Annotated in this window: 26 protein-coding genes; 14 read left to right on the forward strand and 12 right to left on the reverse strand. The window is 64.5% G+C overall.

Features of this window, described 5'->3' with window-relative positions; translation table 11 throughout:
• The first annotated feature begins 184 nt into the window (after positions 1–184).
• Positions 185–523 (forward strand): hypothetical protein, encoded by a 339-nt coding sequence (locus XaplCFBP3123_RS20775; RefSeq protein WP_172453425.1) that lies wholly within the window; start codon positions 185–187, stop codon positions 521–523.
• Between the two features lie 28 nt (positions 524–551).
• Here XaplCFBP3123_RS20775 and XaplCFBP3123_RS20780 read toward each other — a convergent pair whose 3' ends face one another.
• The gene (locus XaplCFBP3123_RS20780) at positions 552–1007 is read right to left on the reverse strand and encodes a hypothetical protein (protein ID WP_024939627.1); all 456 of its coding nucleotides are present in this window, start codon (positions 1005–1007) and stop codon (positions 552–554) included.
• 302 nt (positions 1008–1309) lie between these two features.
• On the opposite strand from XaplCFBP3123_RS20780, the gene XaplCFBP3123_RS20785 reads away from it, so the two are divergent.
• Positions 1310–1711, forward strand: coding sequence for an antitoxin Xre/MbcA/ParS toxin-binding domain-containing protein (locus tag XaplCFBP3123_RS20785; RefSeq protein ID WP_172453426.1), 402 nt, complete (start codon positions 1310–1312; stop codon positions 1709–1711).
• 80 nt (positions 1712–1791) lie between these two features.
• On the opposite strand, the gene XaplCFBP3123_RS20790 is transcribed toward XaplCFBP3123_RS20785, so the two are convergent.
• Entirely contained in the window at positions 1792–3417 is a 1626-nt protein-coding gene (locus XaplCFBP3123_RS20790; RefSeq protein ID WP_104535756.1) for an alpha/beta hydrolase, read from the reverse strand.
• 405 nt (positions 3418–3822) lie between these two features.
• On the opposite strand from XaplCFBP3123_RS20790, the gene XaplCFBP3123_RS20795 reads away from it, so the two are divergent.
• The 4 genes from XaplCFBP3123_RS20795 (at position 3823) to XaplCFBP3123_RS21370 (ending at position 6472) form a co-directional block, all read left to right on the forward strand.
• Positions 3823–4074 carry a helix-turn-helix domain-containing protein gene (locus XaplCFBP3123_RS20795; RefSeq protein ID WP_104535757.1) on the forward strand — a complete coding sequence of 84 codons (252 nt, stop codon included), beginning with the start codon at positions 3823–3825 and terminating at the stop codon, positions 4072–4074.
• Positions 4071–5348 (forward strand): HipA domain-containing protein, encoded by a 1278-nt coding sequence (locus tag XaplCFBP3123_RS20800; RefSeq protein WP_104535758.1) that lies wholly within the window; start codon positions 4071–4073, stop codon positions 5346–5348. Before XaplCFBP3123_RS20795 ends, XaplCFBP3123_RS20800 begins: the two co-directional genes overlap by 4 nt.
• A 231-nt stretch (positions 5349–5579) precedes the next feature.
• Positions 5580–5879 carry a hypothetical protein gene (locus XaplCFBP3123_RS21365; RefSeq protein ID WP_146091413.1) on the forward strand — a complete coding sequence of 100 codons (300 nt, stop codon included), beginning with the start codon at positions 5580–5582 and terminating at the stop codon, positions 5877–5879.
• Entirely contained in the window at positions 5876–6472 is a 597-nt protein-coding gene (locus tag XaplCFBP3123_RS21370; RefSeq protein WP_146091414.1) for a hypothetical protein, read from the forward strand. The genes XaplCFBP3123_RS21365 and XaplCFBP3123_RS21370 overlap by 4 nt, the downstream gene beginning before the upstream one ends.
• A gap of 43 nt (positions 6473–6515) precedes the next feature.
• On the opposite strand, the gene XaplCFBP3123_RS20805 is transcribed toward XaplCFBP3123_RS21370, so the two are convergent.
• From XaplCFBP3123_RS20805 to XaplCFBP3123_RS20820, 4 genes are all read right to left on the reverse strand, one after another.
• A complete protein-coding gene (locus XaplCFBP3123_RS20805; RefSeq protein WP_104535782.1) occupies positions 6516–6812 on the reverse strand; it encodes a hypothetical protein in 297 nt (98 codons plus the stop codon).
• 476 nt (positions 6813–7288) lie between these two features.
• Complete coding sequence (locus XaplCFBP3123_RS20810) at positions 7289–7513, reverse strand: FitA-like ribbon-helix-helix domain-containing protein (protein WP_104535783.1); 225 nt, start codon at positions 7511–7513, stop codon at positions 7289–7291.
• Between the two features lie 126 nt (positions 7514–7639).
• Complete coding sequence (locus tag XaplCFBP3123_RS20815; protein WP_104535759.1) at positions 7640–8752, reverse strand: type II toxin-antitoxin system RelE/ParE family toxin; 1113 nt, start codon at positions 8750–8752, stop codon at positions 7640–7642.
• Positions 8739–8945, reverse strand: coding sequence for a hypothetical protein (locus XaplCFBP3123_RS20820; RefSeq protein ID WP_104535760.1), 207 nt, complete (start codon positions 8943–8945; stop codon positions 8739–8741). Before XaplCFBP3123_RS20820 ends, XaplCFBP3123_RS20815 begins: the two co-directional genes overlap by 14 nt.
• A 267-nt stretch (positions 8946–9212) precedes the next feature.
• Between XaplCFBP3123_RS20820 and XaplCFBP3123_RS20825 the strand changes: the two genes are divergently transcribed.
• The gene (locus XaplCFBP3123_RS20825) at positions 9213–9749 is read left to right on the forward strand and encodes a hypothetical protein (RefSeq protein WP_104535761.1); all 537 of its coding nucleotides are present in this window, start codon (positions 9213–9215) and stop codon (positions 9747–9749) included.
• A 42-nt stretch (positions 9750–9791) separates the two neighbouring features.
• Here the strand turns inward: XaplCFBP3123_RS20825 and XaplCFBP3123_RS20830 are convergent, their stop codons facing one another.
• Positions 9792–11057, reverse strand: a complete 1266-nt coding sequence (locus XaplCFBP3123_RS20830) for a phospholipase D-like domain-containing protein (protein WP_172453427.1) — start codon at positions 11055–11057, stop codon at positions 9792–9794.
• Between XaplCFBP3123_RS20830 and XaplCFBP3123_RS21935 the strand changes: the two genes are divergently transcribed.
• On the forward strand, positions 11035–11379 hold the full coding sequence (locus XaplCFBP3123_RS21935; RefSeq protein ID WP_429001644.1) for a YdeI/OmpD-associated family protein: 345 nt from the start codon (positions 11035–11037) through the stop codon (positions 11377–11379). The genes XaplCFBP3123_RS20830 and XaplCFBP3123_RS21935 overlap by 23 nt on opposite strands.
• A 186-nt stretch (positions 11380–11565) precedes the next feature.
• Entirely contained in the window at positions 11566–12927 is a 1362-nt protein-coding gene (locus tag XaplCFBP3123_RS20840; protein WP_104535763.1) for an MFS transporter, read from the forward strand.
• A gap of 213 nt (positions 12928–13140) precedes the next feature.
• Here XaplCFBP3123_RS20840 and XaplCFBP3123_RS20845 read toward each other — a convergent pair whose 3' ends face one another.
• From XaplCFBP3123_RS20845 to XaplCFBP3123_RS20865, 5 genes are all read right to left on the reverse strand, one after another.
• Positions 13141–15450, reverse strand: a complete 2310-nt coding sequence (locus XaplCFBP3123_RS20845) for an FUSC family protein (protein WP_104535764.1) — start codon at positions 15448–15450, stop codon at positions 13141–13143.
• Positions 15447–16907, reverse strand: coding sequence for an efflux transporter outer membrane subunit (locus tag XaplCFBP3123_RS20850; RefSeq protein WP_104535765.1), 1461 nt, complete (start codon positions 16905–16907; stop codon positions 15447–15449). The genes XaplCFBP3123_RS20845 and XaplCFBP3123_RS20850 overlap by 4 nt, the downstream gene beginning before the upstream one ends.
• A complete protein-coding gene (locus XaplCFBP3123_RS20855) occupies positions 16904–17827 on the reverse strand; it encodes an efflux RND transporter periplasmic adaptor subunit (protein ID WP_172453428.1) in 924 nt (307 codons plus the stop codon). The genes XaplCFBP3123_RS20850 and XaplCFBP3123_RS20855 overlap by 4 nt, the downstream gene beginning before the upstream one ends.
• Positions 17824–18042 carry a DUF1656 domain-containing protein gene (locus XaplCFBP3123_RS20860; RefSeq protein ID WP_104535767.1) on the reverse strand — a complete coding sequence of 73 codons (219 nt, stop codon included), beginning with the start codon at positions 18040–18042 and terminating at the stop codon, positions 17824–17826. The genes XaplCFBP3123_RS20855 and XaplCFBP3123_RS20860 overlap by 4 nt, the downstream gene beginning before the upstream one ends.
• Before the next feature lie 102 nt (positions 18043–18144).
• Positions 18145–18600, reverse strand: coding sequence for a MarR family winged helix-turn-helix transcriptional regulator (locus XaplCFBP3123_RS20865; RefSeq protein ID WP_104535768.1), 456 nt, complete (start codon positions 18598–18600; stop codon positions 18145–18147).
• Between the two features lie 130 nt (positions 18601–18730).
• On the opposite strand from XaplCFBP3123_RS20865, the gene folE reads away from it, so the two are divergent.
• The 5 genes from folE to XaplCFBP3123_RS20890 all read left to right on the forward strand — a co-directional run bounded on the left by folE (position 18731) and on the right by XaplCFBP3123_RS20890 (position 23338).
• Positions 18731–19333 carry a GTP cyclohydrolase I FolE gene (gene folE / locus XaplCFBP3123_RS20870; protein ID WP_104535769.1) on the forward strand — a complete coding sequence of 201 codons (603 nt, stop codon included), beginning with the start codon at positions 18731–18733 and terminating at the stop codon, positions 19331–19333.
• 70 nt (positions 19334–19403) lie between these two features.
• On the forward strand, positions 19404–20600 hold the full coding sequence (locus XaplCFBP3123_RS20875; RefSeq protein WP_104535785.1) for an AAA family ATPase: 1197 nt from the start codon (positions 19404–19406) through the stop codon (positions 20598–20600).
• 38 nt (positions 20601–20638) lie between these two features.
• Positions 20639–21187: a DUF4276 family protein gene (locus XaplCFBP3123_RS20880; RefSeq protein ID WP_253254279.1), complete on the forward strand. Its 549-nt coding sequence runs from the start codon at positions 20639–20641 to the stop codon at positions 21185–21187.
• Positions 21184–22656: a DUF3375 domain-containing protein gene (locus XaplCFBP3123_RS20885; RefSeq protein ID WP_104535771.1), complete on the forward strand. Its 1473-nt coding sequence runs from the start codon at positions 21184–21186 to the stop codon at positions 22654–22656. The genes XaplCFBP3123_RS20880 and XaplCFBP3123_RS20885 overlap by 4 nt, the downstream gene beginning before the upstream one ends.
• On the forward strand, positions 22643–23338 hold the full coding sequence (locus XaplCFBP3123_RS20890; RefSeq protein ID WP_104535772.1) for a DUF4194 domain-containing protein: 696 nt from the start codon (positions 22643–22645) through the stop codon (positions 23336–23338). Before XaplCFBP3123_RS20885 ends, XaplCFBP3123_RS20890 begins: the two co-directional genes overlap by 14 nt.
• Positions 23339–23397: the final 59 nt, after the last annotated feature.

Consider the following 23397-nt stretch of genomic DNA (forward strand, 5'->3'; position numbering starts at 1 on the left):
TGGATGATTCCTCACTCTGTGGCAATAGTGTCGCGCATCTGCTGTGCTTTATTCAGAGGTTCCTGAGGCGTTAGCCTCTGCTTCGCTAAAAAATCGGGCGAAATATCTGGTTTTCAGATATCCGAAAGAGCGCATTACGCTGGCTTTGCGGACATCCCGTCCGCTTACGTCGAGGACGGACGCCATGACTGCTTCGAAAGCTCTTTCGACTACCGCTCGGCGACGCGCCACGCCAGCGACCAAGCTGCAACCGCACGAAGAGCCCCTCACCTTCGGCGTCACCCTGCAGCAGATCGACCAGTTCCATTCGCTGCTGCGCACGATCACTGCGCAGAGCGACATGGTGGCGGTGTGCAGCGGCAAGCCGCTGGATGCCACCAGTCTGTCGGTTCTGGGCGAGAGCATCTTCAACGCCGCCCGCGCGGTGCGCGGTGTGGTCGATGAGATTTACGAGCAGCGCCTCGGTGTCGATGGTCCGGACGATGCGGCCGAAGCGAGCGGGCAGCGCGGCGCCAGGGCCTGACCGGGCGCCGCGTGCAATCGCGTCAGCCTCAACGCACCTTGTACAACACTGCCGCACCCGGCTTGGGCTCGAACATCGGCACGGTCTGCTGCTTGAGCGCGGTGCCCTTGGCGTCCCACACCAGCGTCTCGGCGGGGTATTCCTCGTTGCGGGTCATGGTGTCGATCTGCTTGACGATCACCGTCTTGCCGGCGGGCACTTCCGGGTTCCAGGCGAACACGCCCAGGCGGCCGTAGAACACCGCAGGCGCGGCGGCATCCAGGCGGCGGTCCGGGCACATGACCAAGCCGCGTTCCAGCATCACCCGTAGTGCGCCCACGGGCACGGCCTTGACGGTGGGCGCGGTGCGGTCGGTGCTGTGGCCGGGGCAGACATTGGCCGAGCGGGTGAGCATGTCCTCGACCACCTGGCGGTCGGACTGGGCCAAGGCTGGCAGGGCGGCGGTGGACAGGGCAAGCACGGCGAGGGCGGATTTCCAGGGCATCTGACAACTCCTCATGAGATGACACTCCAATACGGCAGCCCTGCAGGCGGGCTGCTGCCAGTGACGCGCCCGGATGCTAGCAATCCCTGCGTTAAGCGCTGCCAATGGTTGGCGCCGCTTCCGGGCAGGCGCGCAAGCGGGACTCGGCCACCGAAGCCGCCGCCGGCCCGCCAATCCCGCACGGGCCGGCCGGCGCGTAATGCAACGGCCGCTGACGCCCATCGCCGCTGTCAGGAGACTCCTGATTGAGCGGCGGCGACGACGCGGATAGCGTGCGCGCTATCACACCGTTGGACTGCTTTATGGAACGCGCCGACCTCATTGCATCACTGCTCACCGGCATGCGGCGTGCCGAAGACTTCCGCGCGCAGGGGGCGGCCTACAACACCGCGCACAGCCAGCAGATGGCGGTCGACCACGGCAAGGCCGCCGACGCCGAGCTGGTGCTGTCGCTGTTCGCCTTCACGCCGGAGCACCTCAAGCTGCTGGGCAGCACCGGCATCGAGGCCCTGGGCGAGATCGTCTGCCATGCCTGGGCCTTGAACGGCGGCAACAACGAGGCGCTGATCGGCTGGTTCCGCAAGCCCATGAACGCGCTGGACGGCCAGACGCCGGCCGCCCTGGTCCGCAGCGGCAGCCTGAAGGTGCTGCTGCTGGTGCTCAGGCAGCAGCTGGAGTGGGAATTGCCCAAGCGCTCGGCCTGAGCATCAGGGCCGGCGACGTCGCGCCCTGGCGTGCCGGTGGCCGGCACGCCGGTTGGCAGCGCCGGCCGTGCATCGGCGCGCTACTGCTTGGGTCGCGCCACGGCGTACATCTCCCAGGCAATCTTCTTCATCAAGGCGTTGCTGTCCTCGCCCTCCTTGTACAGGTCGAAGTGGGTGCGGCCTTCCAGGTAGCGGAAGTCGCTTTTTGCGCCCAGGCCGTCCAGCACCGCCTGGAACTTGCGCGCCGCCCCATCCAGGTAGAACGTGTCGGCGGTGCCGACGATCAGGTGGAGTTTGCCGTCCAGATCCGGCTTGAGCGTGGGCCACTGCGCGGCCACGCGCGCGGCGATGTCGTAGTGCGTGCGCCAGTAGGCCACCACGGCCGGGTCCACCTTGCCGGTGTCGCGGTCGAACATCGGCAGCGGGCGGCCGTCGGGCCCGCGCGGCGAGAACACCCACTCGAAGGAGGTGAGCTGGCCGCCGTACGGGCCGAGCACGCGCTCGAGCTTGGCGAAGGTTTCCAGGTCGGCCACCACCTTGCCCTGGTCGCGGATCAACGGGAACTGGCTGCCGTCCGTGCGCCGGTAGACGTTGGCATTGGGCGCGTACAGATCCGGCCCGGTGAAGTCGTGGAAGTCGCTCGAATCGGGCGAGGTGGACCAGGTGCCGCCGAACAGTTTGGGATAGCGCGTCTGCAGCCACAGCGTGGCCCAGCCGCCGGACGAATGCCCGTTCAAGAACCGGCCCTTGGCGTTGCCGTCCATCTTGTACTGGTGTTCGAGCGAGGGGATCAGCTCTTCGGTCAGCGCAGTGCCCCAGGGGCCGTTGTTGACCGAGTCGGCGAACTCGTGGGTGCCGGTGGGCGTGGACTGGTCCAGGAACACCCAGATCATCGGCGGCATCTGCTTGGCGGCCATCGCGCTCCAGGTGGCGGCGATGCTGCCGGCAAAACGGTTGTAGTTGCCGCCGAAGCCGTGGGTGACATACACGGTGGGATAGCGGGTGGCGGCCTTGGCGTCGTAGCCGGGCGGGGTGAGCACGCGGGCGCGCAGCGACACCGGCCGGCCCCAGAACGCGCTCAGCGCCGGGCTGACCAGCGAGGCGTCTGCGCTATGCAGCCTGGCCTCCGGGATGGCGTCGCGGATTGCCTGCGGCGCCCGCGGCGACACCTGCCACGGGTCGTCCGACACCGGCACCTGCTTGCTGAGCGTCAGCGTGGGCAACGGCTTGCCCTTGCCCTGCGTCACCACGGTGACCTCGCTCAACAGATCGCCGCCATCGCGGCCGCTGTAGCCGTAGCTGTGGTCCGGATCCAGCACGGCCTGGAACAGGTACTCGCCGGCCGGCAGCGCGGAAAACCCGCGGGGGAAGGCGATGTTGTCCAGGTCGATCTCGACGCTGGCGCCGGGGGCGAGCGCGGTCACCTCCTGCGCCGCCACCGCCACCGCGGTCGGGCGGAACGGGTTCACGCTCACCTCCTCCACCTTGCCGGCTTTGCCGTCCTTGCCATCCTTGGCCGCGGCCTGGGCGTCCTTGGCCAGGGTGGCGAAGACCAGCAGGCGGCCGGACGCGGGCTGGTCGCTCGCCCCATCCAGCGTGACACGCAGCAGGCGATGGGCGGCTGCCGGTGCGGCGGCGTGCGCGTAGCAGGCGCACAGCAGGCCAACGGCCAGACCCAGGCGGGGGGCAAGACGATGCAGGGACATGCAGATCCTTTGGAACGCAGGTGGATGATGCGGGCGCACACGGCCCTGTGCAGACTGTAGCCAGTTCCCGGCCGACCGTGCGCCGCCATCGCGAGGTCTGGTCACCGTGTCCGATCTGCCTGTCGTGGGATCTCCGGCGGGGCGGTGCGAGTAGCGCAAGTGATCGTGTGCAGTCGAAGGCAGTTCAAGGCATCTCGCGTCGTGCGGCGATGCAACTAGGTAGGTCACGGGCTGCTTTTCCGCCCTGCGACGGTAAGTGTTTGAGGCTTGAAAACTAAAGTCAGCCTTAATTTCGGCCTGGCGTGTAGCCAGGAGATAGCCAATCTAATGCCTGCTTTAGATTTCACTTGTTGCTATAAAATTTTCGGGGTAATCTAAAGTCCGCTTTAGATTCGGTCATTCGCTATGCGCGTCCCAATTGCCCAAGCATCCGACATCGGCGCCTATGTCCGTGCTGTGCGCAAGGCACAGGGCCTACGTCAGGACGACTTGGCCGCGCTGGCAGGCACCAGCCATGTGGTGCTGGGCAATGTCGAGCGCGGCAAGGACACCGTGCAACTGGGCCGGGTGTTCGAGCTGCTGCGGCAATTGGGCATCCAGGTCCAGCTGGACCTGCCTGTAGAGCTACCGGCTCCTGTAGACAAGCACCCCGAATGAACAACGCCGACGCGCCACGCAGCCTGGAACTGTGGCTGGAAAGCCGCCGCGTCGGCGAGCTGCGGGAGCAGGGCAATCTGTGGGTGCTCGCGTACGACCAGACGTGGCGCAAGGACGGCTTCGACCTGTCTCCCGCATTGCCACGCAGCGCGGGCGAGATCGTCGATGGCGGCAGCCAGCGTCCGGTGCAGTGGTTCTTCGACAATCTGCTGCCCGAAGAGGGCGGGCGCCGGCTGATTGCCAGCGACGCCGGCATCGACGCGGCAGATGCCTTCGGCCTGTTGCAGCGTTTCGGCCCGGAGTCGGCCGGCGCGTTGACCTTGCTGCGGCCAGGCCAGCAATTGCCGCCGCCGGCGCTGCAGCCGCTGGCCGATGCCGATCTATCTGCGCGTATTCGCGCCTTGCCTCGGCAACCGCTGACCCATGGCGCACCCAAGCGCATGTCGTTGGCGGGCGCCCAGCACAAGCTGGCGGTGGTGCTGGATGAGGGGCAGTTGTGGGAGCCGGTGGGCACGGCCGCGTCCACCCACATTCTCAAGCCCGACCACGAACATGTGGACGACTACCCGCACAGCGCAGTCAACGAATGGTTCTGCATGGAGCTGGCCGCTGCGTGCGGACTGCCGGTGCCGCAGGTGGCCGTGCGCCGCGTGCCGGAGCCGGTGTATCTGGTGCGCCGCTTTGACCGCCTCGGCGATGGCCTGCAGGCGCAGCGCCGTTACGCGCTGGACGGCTGCCAATTGCTGTCGCTGGATCGCCTCTACAAATACCAACAAGCCACCAGCGACAACTTTCGCGCGCTCGAACGCATCAGCCGCATGCCCGCGGCCACCCGCATCGCGCTGCTGCGCTGGCAATTGTTCAACTTCTTCATCGGCAACAGCGACGCCCACCTCAAGAACCTGAGTTTCCTGCGCGGCGCCAACGGCTGGGAACTCGCCCCCCACTACGATCTGCTCAGCACCAGCGTCTACAAGGCCCCCGATTGGGGTTTGGACGAGCTGGTCTTCCCGATGGGTAACGCCCGCCGTTACGCCACCATCGGTCGTGATGATGTCGCCGCATTTGGCGACTCCATTGGCGTGCCGCCAAAGCTGGCGTTGCGGCATCTGGATGAACTAGCGATTGCGATCAAGCGTGAATCACACGCCGTGCTGCAGACTTATGAGCAAGGTGCCACGCATGCAGTGGACCCCGGTGAGGCGCGCCTGCTGCGGCAGATTGTGTTTGGGCCTGTGGTGGATGCGTTGAGTGCGGTGGCGTTGTTGCGTTGACTGCAGCTGGTTCTAAAAGTTAGTAGCGGCGAGCAGATAAAGTCTAGAGGGTAAAACAAGCCTGATGGCTGGAGGCGGTGAGGTCAACTAAACCTTTATTAATGACGTTGACTTGCAAACGGAGCAGTCTGTCTCTCGCCCACGACTAATACATGCTAAAAATTGAAAAACAGTAATGAAACTATAAGATATAAAAATGCACAGCGATTTTTACAAAGCAGCGGGTGATGGATGGCTCTTCTTGATATAGAACTAATGGTCGAGCGTGTACGTAGCGATCAGGCTAAATCATTTATTAAAGAGGCTGTTGTTTGCTACAAAGCGGGAGCATACAGATCTTGCGTTGTTTCTACTTGGGTTGCACTTATACACGACTTTCTGGAAAAGTTCAGAGAGTTAGCTCTTTCAGGCGACTCTTCGGCCAAAACCCTGGTAGATGAGTTTGATCGTATCCAGGCTGCGCGAGATACCAATGCAGCACTGAAGTTTGAGCGCGAGGTACTGGACGTAGCACGAAATGATATGAGTTGATATCTGCTCAGGAACAGGTGGAGCTAAAACGATTATTCGAAGATCGCAATAGATTTGCACATCCAAACATAAATCAAGACGCCGAAATTCTGGATGCAACCCCTGAACTAGCACGCGCACATCTGCGAGCTGCAGTTGAACATGTTATGCAGCGTCCACCGGTTCAGGGAAAAGTTGCACTATCAACAATTCGTGCAAGTGTTGAATCTCCATACTTTCCAAAAAATGTCACAGATGCGATGACCGCGCTTTCAACAGTTACCGCTTTCCAAATGCGTGATTTTGTACAGCAAGCTGTCGCTACGCCTGCTCCAGTGGTCGTGAATCGCGCTATTGAAATTCTTGAAAAATCTACAAGCTGGGATTCTTCAAACGCGATTATTTCTGTGATCAGCGAAAAGATGATTGATCTTTTATCCAAAGAGCAAGCAATAATTTTGCTAAAATCAAATGCTAATAGCGAAGTTAAGTGGAGCTTTAGTTTTCCTGGTCTTGTTAAGAGGCTTGTATCAAAGGGGCTGCTCAATGAAGCTGAAGTTAAAAACGTTGCGGCCTTGGATAGTGATGGTCTATTAGCTAAATATCAATATTAAAATTTAATTAAAGTCGCTGATGAAATAAAGAATGGTTTTGCAGTTACTTAGTACCTGCAGTCCGCTCTTGTATGGTTTTTAGAGTCATCCGTGCAGCTGATGCCAAGGCCCTTGAGGCGTAGAACAAACGTTCGGTCAAGTCACCGCCGAGGCCTGCTTGACCGTTGGCACAGGCGGCCTCATCTGCATGCAACAACTCCAGCAAGCCGTGCAATCCACTCACACAGTGATCCAATTGCGCGCAGTGCAGCGCCATGCCGAATTGCATCGGCAAGTCGGACCAGTGGATACCTGTCGTTCCTTCGGCAGCACTTGCTTCATCCAGGCGACGGAAGAACACGTCCTCTGGCGCGTTTTGTGTGCTGGCTTCGTGTTGCCTATTAAGGGCCTCTATTGCGTTAGCGATGCGGGAAATGGTGTCTATGGGAAGATCGCTGGCAACAGATTGAATCCTGGTGCGCAGTAGTGAGCTTGTGCTATTTGCGCGGGCAGGTTTGGCGCGTGTCATTGGAGTTCCTCGGAAAATTGAGGTCTGCCACCTCGCTGCTAAACGAAGGTGACGGGCGATGCGCGGTTAGCAGACCGGTCCGAGGGCCGGCAGGCCTTACGGCCTCCGCGCACCGCCCGCCATAAAACTGGCTGGCACGCGACCACCACGAACTACAGACATAAAAAAACGCCTGTCATCCGTCGATGGGCGCTGGTGCGCCTCGGAAGGTTCGGACTGCTAAATCCGGCTGCGAGATTGGCCGCAGCAGTGAGGATCGTCCTCGCGTGTAATGCGGTTGTCAACTAGCGAAATAAGCAAGGAAAGGTTCACACGCGCAGCTTGTTGAAGGCCTCAGCCTCCTGCTCTGTCAGGCCAGCATCGCGACCGATATCTACGAGCAGTGAACCAAGTTTCACTCGTACCACTGGCTTCGTTGCTTCTTCAAGAATCGTACGGATTTCTGCGGCCATGCTCCTGCGTTGTTGCGCAGCGCGTTCTCGGATGGCGAGATAAACGTCGCCCGGAATATTGTGGACAGTGATAGATGGCATGCCGGTCTCCGACTGCACTCGGAATGCTCGAACTTTAGATCAAGTGCAAGCAATTGGGTGACTGGGTAACGCGCCATACCTTGGCTTGAGTTCTACGTTGGCCAATGTTTGCCGCATAATCCACCCTCACCGATACGGCCCGGGCCCGCGCCATACCGGCTCGCCCTGCTTGTAGACCTCCATCATGTTGATGACCTCGCGGGCATCGCCGATGTCTTTGAGTTCCGGCGAGTCCGGCGGCAACAGGCGGCATTTACTGGAGCCGCGCTTGAGCGCGACTTCCAGCGGGCACACCATGCGGTACTGGGTGCCGGGCAGGATGATGGCCACTTCCTTCATGCCCTGGTCGCGCCAGTTGCGCAGCTGGGTTTCGCTGCGCACTTCGTAATAGACCTGGTAGCCGCCCACATCCATGCTGGGTTGGGCGTTGTTGCGGTCGCGGCGGCGGCCTTCGCTGATGGTGGGCGTGTTGGACATGCCGTCTTCGGCGGCATCGGCTTCTTCTTCGAGCATGCCCGGTGGGCGGCCGGTCCAGGTTTCGGGGCGGCGCTGCGGCGCTGACGAGGGTTCTGCCGGCGGTTGCGGCGGGGTGGGGCGCTGCACCGGTTGCGTCTGGCGCTGCTCGACCAGGCCGCCGCGGCGGGTGTTGCCTGCCGGCGGGATCGGGTTCTTGGCGGTCTTGACCAGGGTGGACTGCACCGGCGAGGCGGCCGGCGGCGGTTGCACGGGCGCTGGCGTTGGCGACGGCGGGGTCGGTGTCGGCGAGGGCGTGGGTTGGTCGGGCGTGGAGGTGTCGCCGACAAAATCCACCTTGGTGCGGCCACCGCTGGCCGAGCCCTGCGGCGGGGTCATGGTGGGCGTGGAGGCCGACAGCAGGATCAGCAGCATCAGCACATGCAGCAGGGCGCTGATCAGCGCGGCGATCCACGGTTCGATGCGCTCGATCAGCGGCTCGGTGCGCGGCAGCCAGTCCTGGGCGTCGAGCCGGACGTGCAGCAGCTGCAGCGCGTCGTCGCGCACGCGGTAGACCAGCACGTAGGGCGTTTGCCTGACGACCCATTCGCGGGTGCCGGCGACGCGGCCGGCGCGGCCGCGGCCGGGTTGCTCGGCCAGGGTGCGGGTGGCGTCCAGCACCCGCCGCGCCATCGCGGCGGCGGCGGTCGGGTTGAGCGCGTGGTAGTGATCCTGGGCGTGTGCGAGTTGCCTGGCGGCCGGGACGGTCCAGTCACGCCGCAACATCAACGCCCCATCTGCCGAACAGTGCCGCCACCTGTGCCGGCGCGACAACCGCGCCCTGATCCGCTGCGGCCATGCCCTCCAGCACGGCGGCCTCGAAGCTGGCGGTGTCCACGACGCGGACCACGTCGTCCCATCCTGCCGTTTCGGGCAGCGTGTCGATCAGCGTGCGGGCTTCTTGCTTGATGGCGGACATGGCACTGCGGTGGGGAGCTCTGCCGGCAAGTCTACCCGTGCGGCTCTGGTTCGCGTGTGGCAATGGCTGGCGCGGTTGGAGCGTGCACCGGCCGTGGCAGGGCGAGGCGACTTGTGCGGAGGTCGGTCGTCTGTCGCGATCGGTGCGCGCGGCGGCGGCCGCTCGGGCAACCTGCCTGCACGCGCAGAAAGTGACACTTGGCACCTTGTTCGCTGTGAGGGCTGGTTTCATTCTGGCTCGATCACCTCACCCCGCAAAGGAATCGCCATGCCCGCTGCTGCCATCGCACCGCTGACGCCGTATCTGTCGATGGCGGCCATCGCCTTCCTCTACTACCGGCGCATCCGGCGCAGCTTCGGCCGTCAGCAATGGAAGCCGGTCAGCACGGCGGTGCGCACGATGGTGCTGGTCATTGCGGTGGCGGCGCTGGCGTATGCGGTCTATGGCTTGCCGCAGGTTCGGCCAGGGATCGCAGTGGGAACCTTGGTTGGTGTCGGGCTGGGCGCGTTATCGCTGCGCTACACGCATGCCGAATGGGTGGAAGGGCGCGGTTGGTATACGCCCAATCCGTGGATCGGTGGCGGCCTGACGCTGGTGCTGCTCGGGCGCCTGGCCTGGCGCTGGGCCGACGGCGCCTTCAGCGCGGGCGCGGCGGCGGCCGGCGCGCAGGCCAGCCCGTTGACGCTGGGCATTGCCGCGGCGCTGGTGCTGTACTCGCTGGTGCATGTTGGCGGGTTGTGGTGGCGGTTGCGCCAGCTGCGCTTGCAGGCTGCGCCGATCGCGGTGCCGCCGCCACTGTCGTGAGGGTTGTCGGGCGCCGCAGCTGGTTGCGGCGTCCGCGTTGCATCACACCTGCGAGCGGAACGGGACGACCAGCTTCTCGCCCAGCTTCTGCCGCAGCGGCCGCTTGCGCCAGCGCTCCAGCGTGTACGGTTCGGCCCGTTGCAGGTCGCGCTCGAACACCTCGGTCATCTGTGCGGCCAGCGCGCGGTCGTAGACGTTCAGGCTGGCCTCGTCGTTGAGGCGGAACGAGCGGATATCGAAGTTGGTCGAGCCCACCGAGACCAGCAGGCCGTCGATGATCAGCAGCTTGGTGTGCAGCATGGTGGGCAGGAATTCGTGGATGGCGATGCCGGCCTGCAGCAGCGGTTCCCAACTGGCCTTGGAGGCCAGCCGCACCGAGATCGCATCGATATGTTTGCCCGGCAGCAGCACGCGGATGCGCACGCCGCGCGCGCGCGCTTCCAGCAGCGAGCGGGTGATCAGCGCATCCGGCACAAAATACGCGGCGGCCAGGTCGATGGAGCTGCGCGCCGCGGCAATGGCGATCAGATACATCAGGTGCATGCTCTCGCTGCCGCCGGCCGGCGAGGCCACGAACAGCTGCGCGTCGCTGTCGCCGGCCGGTGCCAGCGCGGGGTAGTACTCGGCGCCATTGAGGACGCGGCCGGTGGTCTTGATCCAGTTGTCGTTGAAGGCGGCCTGCACCTGCGCCACCACCGGGCCTTCGATGCGGTAATGCGAGTCGCGCCAGTGCTCCGGGTCCTGCGCATCGCCCATCCACTGGTCGGCCACGCCGACGCCGCCGGTGAAGCCGATGCGGCCATCGATCACCAGCAGCTTGCGATGGGTGCGGTTATTGACGCGGTGCAGGTTGTACCAGGTCAGCGGGCGGTAGCGATGCACCTCCACCCCGGCGTCGGTCATGTCATCGACCAGCGAGGCATCCATCTTCAGGCTGCCACCCCAGTCGATGGTGACGCGCACCTTGACCCCGGCGCGCGCGCGCTCGGACAGCGCCTGGCTGAACTCGCGGCCGATCTCGCCCGACCAGTAGATATAGGTTTCGAAGGTGATGGTGCGCTGCGCGCTGCGGATGGCAGCCAGCATCGCCGGGAAGATCTCGCTGCCGTTGTGCAGCACCTGGATCCTGTTGCCTGGCAGGATCGCCGGACCCAGCAACACCGACATCTCGCGTCTGAATTGCGGGTCGGAGACGTCGTAGCAATGGCTGGGGATGTGCTCGAGCGTTTTCTCGGGCGTGGCGAAGTTGAGCAGGAGCAGCCCCACCACCAGCGTGGTGACGACCGTGGCCACGATGATCCATGTCATGCATCCAACCCCTGTTTCCCTGCCATCGACGGCCTCAAGCGGCCGGCATTCTGGCAAGGCGGACGGCATGGAGGCTGTGAAGGCAGGGCTCGATGCAGAACGACAGCGTGGATGCGCGAGTACGCAGCGATCCGCTTGTGAAATGCCGCCGTACCCCGGTGCTATCGTCCGAACCAAAAAAGCCAAGACGCGGATCAAGCGCATCGCCACCGCCTGCGACATGCTCGCTGCCGGCAAGCGGCTTGCGTGCTGCGTCGATCGGTCTGGCATGCACAGCACAATCGCTTGCTGCGCCGATGCCAAAAGCGGACTGAAGCGCTAAAAATGACATCAAGACGGCCGGTGTGGAACGACACGAGCGGGCGCTCCGCGCTGGCTGCCTTCTGATCGCAAACCGGGGCGGACTAGCCGCTTGCGCGGCGCCTGCCCATGCGCCGAAATGCTTACATGCGTCACACAAGCACGCACCTATACTCGCGGGGTGTCCCACCCAGAAGGTTCTGACTGCATGAGCGCACCCCCAACGTCCCCGATCGCCGCCGGTTCTGGCGCAGCCCCCGGTAGCCTTCGCCGTTCGGTGTCCAATACGCTCAAGGGGTCGGCCGGCAATCTGGTCGAGTGGTACGACGTCTACGTCTACTCGGTGTTTGCCACCTACTTCGAATCGCAGTTCTTCTCCAAGGAAGACAAGAACGCCACGATGTTCGTGTGGGCGATCTTTGCGATGACCTTCCTGATGCGCCCGATCGGTGCGTGGTACTTCGGCCGCTTTGCCGACCGCTACGGCCGCCGCCTGGCGTTGACCATTTCGGTGTCGATGATGGCGCTGTGCTCGTTCGTCATCGCCGTGACGCCGACGGTGGCCACGATCGGCATCGCCGCGCCGATCGTCCTGTTGCTCGCGCGCCTGCTACAGGGCTTTGCCACCGGCGGCGAGTACGGCACCAGCGCGACCTACATGTCCGAGGCGGCGATTCCCGGCCGGCGCGGGTTCCTGTCCTCGTTCCATTACGTCACGCTGGTGGGCGGGCACGTGTTGGCGCAGACCACATTGCTGGTGATGCTGCATTTCTTCGATGCGCCGCAGGTCTCCGAGTGGGGCTGGCGCGTGGCGTTCGGCCTGGGCGGCATCGGTGCGTTGGTGGTGTTCTGGCTGCGCCAGACCATGGACGAGTCGCTGAGCTCCGAATCCATCGCCGATTCGCGCACCGGCAAGGCCAAGGCGTCCGGCTCGATGCGCGAGCTGTTCGTCAATCAATGGCGCCCGCTGCTGCTGTGCTTCCTGATCACCGCCGGCGGCACGATCGCGTTCTACACCTATTCGGTGACCGGCCCGAAGATGATCCAGACCGCGTTCGCCGGTGGCGATGTGATGGCCGGCACCATCATCAACCTGGTCGCGCTGACGCTGCTGATGCTGATGCAGCCGGTCGGCGGCTGGCTGTCTGACATCGTCGGGCGCAAGAGTCTGCTGGTGTTCTTCGGCATCGGCGGGGTGCTTTACACGTGGTTCCTGGTGATGGAGCTGCCCAAGCAGACCGACTGGCTGACCGCGTTCGCGATCCTTACCGTGGGCTTTGTGATCCTGACCGGCTACACCTCGATCAATGCGGTGGTGAAGGCGGAATTGTTCCCCACCCATGTGCGCGCGCTTGGCGTCGGTCTGGGGTATGCGCTGGCCAACTCCGCCTTTGGCGGCACCGCGCCGTTGCTGTACCAGGCTTCGTTGAAGACCGGCCACGTCAGCGAGTTCGTGATCTACGCAACGGCGGTGATCGCGGTGTCTTTGGTGGTCTACATGTTCTTCCTGACCAACAAGGGCAGCAACTGGCTGGATGACGAAGCGGCGATGCATCAGCGCAAGCGCTGAGGTGTTGATGCAACCGCAAGCTTGATGGCTAGCTCCCTTCTCCCGTCGGGAGAAGGTGCCCGAAGGGCGGATGAGGGTACGTGCGAAGCCTCGTGTCATTTACCGCGAGTGGCTTCGCCCCGTACCCTCACCCCAACCCCCGCTCGTGCCCCGGCCCGCGCCAGCAGCGCGGGCACTCCAAGACACGCGCGCCAGTGGCGCGCAGGCAGTGCCTTATCGCCCCGCGGGGAGAGGGGCCAAGGGCGGCCGAGTACCGGCGTTCCCATGGGTGTGCGGCGCCGTCTGCGCAAACAAGCTGTAACGCAAACCAATCAAACCCAGCAGCGCATCATCGCGATGCGTCCCAGCCGGCACCTTGCCGACGCGCGCCAGCGACGCATCCAGACGATCACGCAACGCATCCGGCCCAGGCAACGGCCGCTTGCGTGCAACCTGCTGCCGGTAGTGCGCCGCAACCTCGGCCAGAATCGCGTCAATCGCCTCCCTGCTGGTCTGCGGCAAGCCATGCCGCGCGCTGCGCAGTTGCAGGATGTTCAAGCCCACGCGCACTTCGTTGAGCATGTCCACCGAAGCCAGGTCGCTGCCCTCCGGCGTCAAGGCCAGCCGTGGTGCGAGCAGGCCAAGCAGATCCAGCATGCGGGCGGCAAAATGCTGCCGGTCCTGCGCGCCGCGGCCGTCGGCGGCATCGGCCAGCGTGCGCCAGCCCTGGCGCACCAGCCGGCGCGCGCTCCATTCGGCGCCCACCGAGCGAAACAAGCGCGTCAGCACCACGGCAAATCCAATGCCCAACACCATCGCCACCGCCGCGTTGACGAAGCTCTGGATATTGGCGTTGTAGGTGTTCTGCAGGCTCAGCAACGCGGTGAGATTCACCACCAGCGGCAGCGCGATCAGCATGGTCTTGGGACGGTGCAGCAACGCGCCGATCGGCAGGAACACCACCGCCAGCACCAATACCAGCATCGGGAAATCATGGATGGCCGGGAAGATGCCGAACAGATAGATGCCGGCAACCACGCTGGCCACCACCGCCCAGGCCAGGAACGACAGCATGCTCGGCGCCGGGTCGTCCTGCGCGGCGAAGAACGCGGCGGTGACCGCCGCCATCATCGCGCCGTTGCCGCCGCCTTCCCAGCCTATGCCGATCCACAGCACGCAGTACGCCATCAAAGCGAAGCCTGCGCTCAAGGCCGAGAACGCGGCCATGCCGAAATCGATATGGCGGGTGCTGCTGGCAGGTGCGGGTAGATTGGCTGGGTTGCGCGAGGACCAGGTCAGGCGTTTCAGTCGCGAGGAGCGCTGAGCCGATGGCTCAGCGGAGTCGAACAGCGCCTCAGCACGTTGCGGCGATGCGGCAGTTGCAGAGTAGGATTGCCACCAGCCCAGGCGCTGCAGCAACGAAGACTGCACGTGCGAGCGCGTAACGGGTTCGCCTTGCGTAGCCTCAGTCTGTTCGAATGATTCCGCCGAGGCAGGCTGCATCGCCGCACCCGGCATCGCACGCAGCACCGGCGTCGCCGTGCCATGCACCACCGCCTGCTGCAGCGCGCGGCAGTCCTGCCACAGGTCGAGCAGCTCCTCCAGGCGCAGCAGCAAACTCGCCAGCAGCAGATGTTCGATGTCCTGATCCACCACCGGGCGCAGGGCGGCGATACGTGCACGCAAGGCGTCCACATCCGCATCGTTGCGTGCGTCCTCGCCCTGATCCACCCAGGCCGCGACATCCTCCAGCAGCGCCGCCGTCTCGAGCGACAACGCAGACCCATCGCGCTGCAACGCATCCAGCCGATCGGCCATCGACGACAGCACCGGCAGCAGCATCAGCATGCGTGCGCGCAGGTGTTCCAGCGTGGGGGCGGCACCGGCATGGCGTGGGTCGTCGTGGCGCACGAAGGCGATCAATGCCTCGAACTGCACCAGATCGGCGGCCAGACGATTGCGCGGTGCCTGCGATGGGCCGCGCTGCAGCACCTGCCGGCACCATTGCGCGGCGTCGCGCATCCAGTTGCCGATGCGCGCGGTCAGCATCGGCTTGACCGAGGCGGGGAATACCAGCGCGGCGAACAGCACCGCCATCACCGTGCCGAGGATGATCTCCTCGCTACGGGCCACCACGGTGTCGAAGATGCCTTCCGGCGCGGTCACTGCCGGGAAGCCGATGAAGGCGGTGGTGTAGCCGGCGAGCAGGAACGCATAACCGCGTGGGCCGCGATTGAGCAGCGCCAGGAACAGGCAGGCCGACAGCCACAACGCCATCGCCGCGCTGAGCAGCAGCGGCGTCTCCACCAGGTTCGGCAGCATCACCAGGGTCGCCGCGCCGGCCAGCAAGGTGCCGAGCACGCGGTATACGCCCTTGGCGCGGGTGGGGCCGAGCAGCGGCTGGGAGACGATGTAGACCGTGGCCATCGCCCAGTACGGCCGCGACAGATTGCCGGCCAGCCCCACATACAACGCCGCGATCGACGCGGCGAAGGTCTTGGCCGAAAACAGCCAGGCCTGGCGATCGCGCAGCAGCGCACTCATCGCGCGGCAGTCGGGTCGGTGTGGCCGGCCGCCGTTTCCCAACCGCCGCCCAGCGCCAGGAACAGCTGCAGTTGATCCTGCGAGACCTGCGCCTGCGCATTGGCCAGCGTCATGTCGGCGGTGGCCAGCGTGCGCTCGGCATCCAGGCTGGACAGATACGGCGTGCGCCCGCCCTGATACAGGCGCCGGTTCTGCGCCGACGCCAGGTCGGCCTGTTGCTGCGCCTGTTCCAGCAGATGCAGGCGGTCCAGATCCTGCGCGTAGCGCGACAAGGTGGTCTGCACCTCGCGCAGCGCCTGCAGCACGGTGTTGTCGAACTGCGCCAGCGCCGCGTCGGCGCCGGCCTCGGTGGCGCGCACACGCGCACGCGCACCACCGGATGGCAGCGTCCACGAGATCAGCGGGCCGAACGACCAGGCATGCGTGGCCGGCTCGCCGAAGTCGGCCAGCAGGCCGGTGGCACCGATCGAGCCGCCCAGACGGATCTCCGGATACAGCTCGGCGGTGGCCACGCCGATGCGCGCGGTGGCTGCCGCCAGCCGACGTTCGGCCTGGCGCACATCCGGGCGACGCGCCAGCAGCGCGCGGCCGTCGCCGATCGGGATCGGTTGCTGCAAGGCCGGCGCGTGCGCACAGCTGTCCACGCCGGCCGGCACTTCGCCGGGCGTCTTGCCGAGCAGCGCGGCCAGTTGGTAACCGGCGGCCTGGCGACGCGCCCGCAGCGGCGGCAGCGCCGCTTCCAGCATCGCCACCTGTGCGGTGGCGCGGGCCAGATCGGGCGGGGTGCCACGGCCGGCAGCGATCAGGCGTTGGGTGATGTCGTGGCTGCGCTGCTGCAACTGCAGCGAATGCTCGGCCACGTGCAGCTCGTGGTTGGCGTGGCAGATCTCCACGTAACTGCCGGCGACCTGCGCGGCCACGTTGACGCGGGCCAGATCGATCGCGGCCTGGGCGACCTGCGTATCGGCCTGCGCGGCCTCGGCGCCGCGTTGCAGCTTGCCGAACAGATCGAACTGATACGACACCCCGAACTTGCCATCGGCCAGGTTGAACACCGGCAGCTTTTCCTGCTGCAGGAACGCCTGCGCCGAGACCTGCGCGCGGCTGACGCCGGCTTCCACCTCGTAATCGAAACCGCCCGCATCCAGCGCCTGCTCGTATACGGCGGCGGCGCGACGCAGGTTGGCACCGGCGACCTTCAACTCGACGTTGTCGCGCAAGGCCTGTTCGATCAGGCCATCCAGCATCGGGTCCTGATACAGCGCCCACCAGCGTGCCGGCAGCGGCGCGCCGGGGTGCACCTGGTCGTTGCCGGTGTCGAGAAACGCGGCGTTGGCGGCCGGCCGCTGGTAGGCCGAGTCAGCCGGCACGGCGTAGTTCGGGCCGACCGTGGTGCATGCGCTCAATGCGGCCAGCAGCGTGACCAGTCCCAGGGGACGCAACACGGTGCGGTTCATGGCGCTGCCTTGGCCTTCACGCGGGCAGGCGCGCTGGCGGCAGCGTCACGCACGGCGTCCGGCAGGATGGTCACGGTGGCGGTGCGCCCGGCGATCAGCTGCACATGCGCCGGCACCCGATCCAGCACGATGCGCACCGGGATGCGCTGCGCCAGCCGCACCCAGTCGAACGCCGGAGTGACGTTGGGCAACGCGCCGGCGCTGCCGCTGCGGTAACGGTCCTCGATCCCGGCGGCGATGCTCTGCACATGCCCGTGCAAGGTGGCCGGCTCGCCCATCAGGTGCACGTCCACGCGCTGGCCGGCATGCACACCCTGCAGGCGGGTCTCTTCGAAATAGCCATCGACACGGAACGAGCCGGTATCCAGCACCGCCACCACCGGGCGCCCGGCACTGACGTAATCGCCCACGCGCACGGTGCGGTCGCTGACATGGCCGTCGGCCGGGCTGCGCACCTGCGTGCGGTCCAGATTGAGCTGGGCCAGGTCCACCGCCGATTGCGCGGTGGCCACCGCCGCCTGCGCTTTTTGCACATTGGAGCGGCGCACCTCGGCATCTTCGGCGGCGACCAGGTCCTGCAGGCTGCGATCGCGCGCGATCTCGCGGCGCAACTGGCTCAACGTGGCCTGGCGCTCGGCCAGCGCGGCGCGCGCCTGTTCCAGCGCGATCGCATAGCGCGCACGGTCCACCACGAACAGCAGCTGCCCGCGCCTCACCGCCTGGTTGTCGGCCACCGCCACCTGCTCCACCAGCCCGGACACATCCGGCGCCACCTGCACTACATCGGCGCCCACGTGCGCATCGCGCGTCCACGGCGCCTCCATGTAATAACGCCACAGGTGCTGCAGCACCACGGCAGCCACCACCACCATTGCCAGGGTCAGCAGCGCCGGCCCCGCGTTCTTGATCAGCTTTTTCACGGTTGCATCCAACGGGTAAGGGAAAACAGGCCGCCCAGCAGCGCGATGTACAGCGCCAGGTTGAACAGCGCCGGGTGCCAGATATGCCGGTACGCGCCGGCCCGGGTCAGCAGCGCGCCGATGGCGCTGTTGAGCAGATAGGCCAGCGTCATCAACGCCAGCAAGGTGGGAACGAACACACCGTAGAGACTGAATTCGCCGTACATCGGGCACATCCTGGGCAATGGGAAACAACCACGTCCGGCGCAGTGCGCAGTGCGCGCCAAGCCATCCGGACCGTCACAACCGGCGTCGCAGCACGACGCCCGGCATCCGACTCAGCCGGACTGACTCAACCGCGCGTGCGCCTGCGCGATCTGCTCCCACAAGGTCAGCACCACCTGCACCTGCACCTCGCTGAGCGCGCCGAACACCTGCCCGCGCAGCGCATCCAGGCGGATCTCGATGCGCCCGACCAGCGCCTGGCCGTCATCGGTGAGCCACAGCTGGTTGGCGCGGCGGTCGCTGCTGTCGGCCTCGCGGCGCACCAGCGCCTGCGCGCACAGCTTGTCCAGCAGCCGTACCAGGGAGGGGCCTTCCATGCCCAGTTGCTGGGCCAGCGCCACCTGGCGGATGCCGCCGCCGGAGCGGCCGATCATCAACAACGGCCCGGTGCAGGCGCTGGACAGCCCGAATTCGACAAATGCCTGGTCGGCCAGCCGCTGCCATTGGCGGGCGGCGACCAGCAGGCCGGAGCTGAGCTGGGAACGCGGGGGAGTCGTCTTGTCTGCCATAATAGATAGGATGCTATCAATTCAATATTGAATCAATAGCTGCCGAACCCGTGCAAGCCGGCGCAACCGCCACTGGGGCCGCCGGCCCGTCCTCGGGTACCATGCTCGCCCCCTTTGGGTGCACCTGCGCATGAGCCAGTCCGACCAGCCCGATTCCCCCGTTACCCAGGCCGAGGCCGAAGACGCCGTGCGCACCCTGCTGCGCTGGGCCGGCGAAGACCCGGCCCGCGAGGGCCTGCTGGACACTCCGCGCCGGGTCGCCGAGGCCTATGGCGACTGGTTCAGCGGTTACCGCGAGGAACCACGCGAATACCTGGAGCGCACTTTCGAGGAAGTGGCCGGCTACGACGAGCTGATCGTGCTGCGCGATATTTCCTACGAAAGCCATTGCGAGCACCACATGGCGCCGATCATCGGCAAGGTGCACGTGGGCTATCTGCCGCGTGACAAGGTCGTCGGCATCAGCAAGCTGGCACGCGTGGTGGAAAGCTATGCGCGGCGCTTCCAGGTGCAGGAAAAGATGACCGCGCAGATCGCCCAGTGCATCCAGGACGTGCTGCAACCGCTCGGCGTCGGCGTGGTGGTGGAAGGCTCGCACGAGTGCATGACCACCCGCGGCATCCACAAGCGCGGCGTCAGCATGGTGACCTCCAAGATGCTGGGCAGCTTCCGCGAAGACGCGCGTACCCGCGCCGAGTTCCTGCAGTTCATCGAAGTGGGCGGCAAGCGTTGAGGCATGCCTAGCGTCATTGGCTGGTAGATTGATCCCCTATACGCTGGCGGACGACCGTCGCAGGGAACCCATGCAGATTGAATCGATCGACATCAAGAATTTCAGGCTGTTCCGTAAAGCCAAGCTGACGCATGTGCCCAGGCTCTGTGTGCTGGTCGGAGCGAACGGAACCGGAAAGTCCACGTTGTTCGACGTGTTCTCCTTTCTCAAGGATGCATTGTCCATGAATGTGGGCAAGGCGATCGCAAAACGCGGTGGTTACAAAGAAGTTGCAAGCAGAGGGTTTGCGCACGAGCCCATCGAATTCACCATGCAATTCCGCTTGGAGATCACCGGCAAAGAGCGTCTGGTGACCTATGTGCTGAAAATCGCACCGGGCACCGGCACGCGTGTGGAGATCGAGCGCGAAGTCTTGCGCTACAAGCGCGGCAGCTATGGCGCACCGTTTCGCTTTCTGGATTTCGCGCACGGTAAAGGTTACGCGATCACCAATGAAGAGGAATTCTCCAAAAAAGACGAAGAGCTTACGCGCGAAGAGCAGGAGCTCGATGCCCCGGATATTCTGGCGATCAAGGGCCTAGGCCAGTTCGAGCGCTTCAAGGCGGCTAGCGCCTTTCGCCTGATGATCGAGAACTGGCACATCTCTGATTTCCATGTGTCCGAAGCCAGGCCGAGCCAGGAAGAAGGCTTTGCTGAGCACTTGTCCACGCGCGGGGACAACCTAGCCCTGGTCGCCAATTTCCTCTACGAAAACCACAGGGATCGCTTCGATCGTGTATTGCATGCGATGAATCGCCGCGTGCCTGGTGTTTCCGTGGTGCAACCGCAGCAGACCCTGGATGGGCGCTTGATCCTGCGGTTTCAGGATGGAAGTTTCAAGGACCCGTTCATTGCCAGGTACGTCTCGGACGGCACTATCAAGATGTTTGCCTATCTGGTGCTTCTCAACGACCCCAAACCGTATCCGTTGCTTGCAGTCGAAGAGCCCGAGAATCAGCTCTATCCCGAGTTGTTGCCGGAGCTGGCGGAGGAGTTCCGCGATTACGCCAGGCGTGGCGGGCAGGTCTTCATTTCCACGCATTCACCTGATTTCCTCAATGCACTGACGCTGGATGAGATCTATTGCCTGCGTAAGGAGAAGGGATTCACCACCATCACGCGCGCCAGCGATTCGGACAATCTTCGCGCATTGTTCGAAGCAGGCGACTTGCCTGGCTATCTGTGGAAGCAAGGTATGTTTGAGGGTCTGAACCGGGATATGGCCTGATGCAGGGGCGTCTCATCTTCCTGCTAGAAGAGCCCTCCATGAAAATCCTGCTGGATGGCTTGTTACCGCGTCTGTTCCCGGGATGGCAGGATGGACGCCATTTTCAATGTGTGCCCCACGACGGTAAGAGCGATCTGGAGCGCAGCCTGCGCACAAAACTAAGAGCCTGGCGCGTGCCTGGAGATCGATTTGTCGTGGTGCGTGACAACGACAACGGAGATTGTCTGGCGCTGAAAACGCGTCTAGTCCAGGTCTGCGCCGGCTTGGGACGCCCAGACACCTTGGTGAGGTTGGTGTGCCAAGAGCTGGAAAGTTGGTATATCGCTGATCTGAGCGCATTGGCGTCGGCTTTTCCCAGTTCCAAGTTGGATACTCCCGCGTTGCACAAGAGATTTTCACAGCCAGACACTTGGAACAAGCCATCTGCAGAACTGGAGAGGCTCATTCCCGAGTTTCAGAAACGCAGTGGAGCACGACTGATGGCGGAAAGATTGAGCGAGGAGGGTAATCGCTCGCCAAGCTTTCATGCTTTCATCAATGGGGTTCGACAAATGGCGCTGGATCTTGGTTATCACCCTCCGGCATGAAGGTCGTCCGTGCCCGTATCGCGCGCTACCGCAGCCTGCGCGAAGACCCGTTGTGGAAACTGTTGGCCGCCGACCACGCACCCGAGGTGATCGGTCTGCTGCAGGCCTTGCTGCTGGACGGAGAGCGACTGTTGCCGGCAGCGGTACTCCACGAGCGGCTGCAGCGCATGCTCGACGACATCAATGCTGAGCATTTGGCGCGCGATTTGCCGCGCACCGCGCAGGCCTATGTCGCCCACTGGCTGGCGCAGGGCTGGCTGGAGCGTCGTCTGCCCGAGGGCGCGCAGCAGGAAGAGTACGAGCTGTCCACACTGGCCGCGCAGGCGATCCGCTTTGTCGACGGGTTGGAGCACAGCCGTGGCGCGGCCACCGAAAGCCGGCTGGCGCTGGTGATGCAGCAGCTGGCTCAGCTTGCGGCGTTGACCGAGACCAACCCGGATGTGCGCTTGTCGGCACTGCGCGACGAGCGCGATCGCATTGATGCCGAAATCGCACGGGTGTCGGCCGGCAAGGTCGCCTCGCTGGACGGCAAGCGCGCGCTCGAGCGCACCCGGCAGGTGATCGCGCTGGCCGATGAGTTGACCGAGGACTTCCGCCGCGTACGCGACGATTTCGAGCAGCTCAACCGGCAATTCCGCGAACGCATTATCGATGACGAAGGCGAGCGTGGCGAAGTCCTGACCAGGCTGTTTGAAGGTGTGGACATCATCGGCGACAGCGAAGCTGGGCGCAGTTTTCAGGCATTCTGGGCCTTGCTCAACGATGCCGAACAAAGCGCGCAGCTGGATGCGGCGTTGGAGACGGTGCTTGCGCGCGCGTTCGCGCGCAAGCTCGATCGCCGCGAACGCAGCTTCCTGCGTGGGCTGACCGGCACCATGCTCGAACGCGGCGGCCAGGTGCACGATGTGATGCAGCATTTCTCGCGCAGCCTGCGTGGTTTCGTGCAAAGCCGTGGCTATCTGGAACAGCGCCGACTCAACCGCCTTCTCAAACAGGCGCAGGCCGAAGCGCTGAGCCTGCGCGAGCACATTCCGGCTCAGCGGCTGATCGGCCGCAGTCTGATGTTGACGACCAGCCGGTTGCGGTCGCTCTCGCAATGGCGCCTGCACGACCCGCGCCAGCAACAGGTCGATGGCAACATCCAGCGCAATGAGGCCGCCGCCATCTCTCTGGACAGCGTGGGCGATCTGGTCGCGCAATCGGAGATCGATTTCCGTAGCCTGCGCCGCGATCTGTTCGAGCTGCTGGCCACCCAGCCCCAGCTGTCCATTGCCCAGGCGCTGATGCAACGTCAGGCTACCCAGGGTCTGGGCAGTGTCATCGGCTATCTGTCGCTGGGCACGCGCCACGGCGTCGTCAGCGGCGATCAATTCGAAGTGGCGCAATGGCGCGGCAACGACGGCCAATGGCGTCGCGCGCGCATTCCGTTGATCTGGTTCACCCAGGAGAAACGCCATGAACTGGCATGAGCACGATCCCGAGTCCGAGATCGCCCAAGACGATACCGACGGTCAGAATCCTGCCGTCGCTACTGGGCTGTTCGCAGGCGATACCGGACAATTGCCGGTAGAAGCGCGTCGCGCGCTGTGTCAGTTGCTGAGTGGTCCCAGCGTGGACGCGCAGCGGCATGGTCGCCTGTGGCCGGCCTTGTTGCGCAGCGAAGCCGGCATCCGCAGCGCACTGGCGGACGTCTTTCTGGAGCTGGTGCTCGATCGTGAGGCCGGCATCGCCTTCACCCGCCAAGCTGAAACCGGCGAGCTGGAGGCGCCGGTGCTGCTGCGCTCCTCGCCGCTGACCTTCATCGACTCGGTGTTGCTGCTGCACCTGCGCCAGCAACTGGCCGAAGCAGATGCGCGCGGCGTGCGTGCGGTGGCGGAAGAAGCGGCATTGGACGAGGCGCTGGCCGTCTACGAGAAAAATCTGTCTACCGATCGCGCCGGTTTCCTGCGGCGTGTCGCCACGGCGATGCAAAAGATGAAGGACAACCATGTCCTGACCCGTCTGCGCGGCGAAGACGCACGCTATGAAATCTCGCCAGCGCTCAAGCTGCTGTTCTCGGCCGAAGATGTCGCCGCCTTGGGGCAGGTCTATCGCCAGTTACGCGACCTCCCGGCCGGCGGCGAGGACGGGGCCGACCCCGCGCGCGCCTAGCACCACCACCGCACCACCTGTGTAAGCGCAGGCCTGCGCTTTTCTGGCTTCCTGGACCG

The sequence above is a fragment of the Xanthomonas arboricola pv. populi genome, assembly GCF_002939945.1.
GTDB classification, from domain to species: Bacteria; Pseudomonadota; Gammaproteobacteria; order Xanthomonadales; family Xanthomonadaceae; genus Xanthomonas; species Xanthomonas arboricola_A.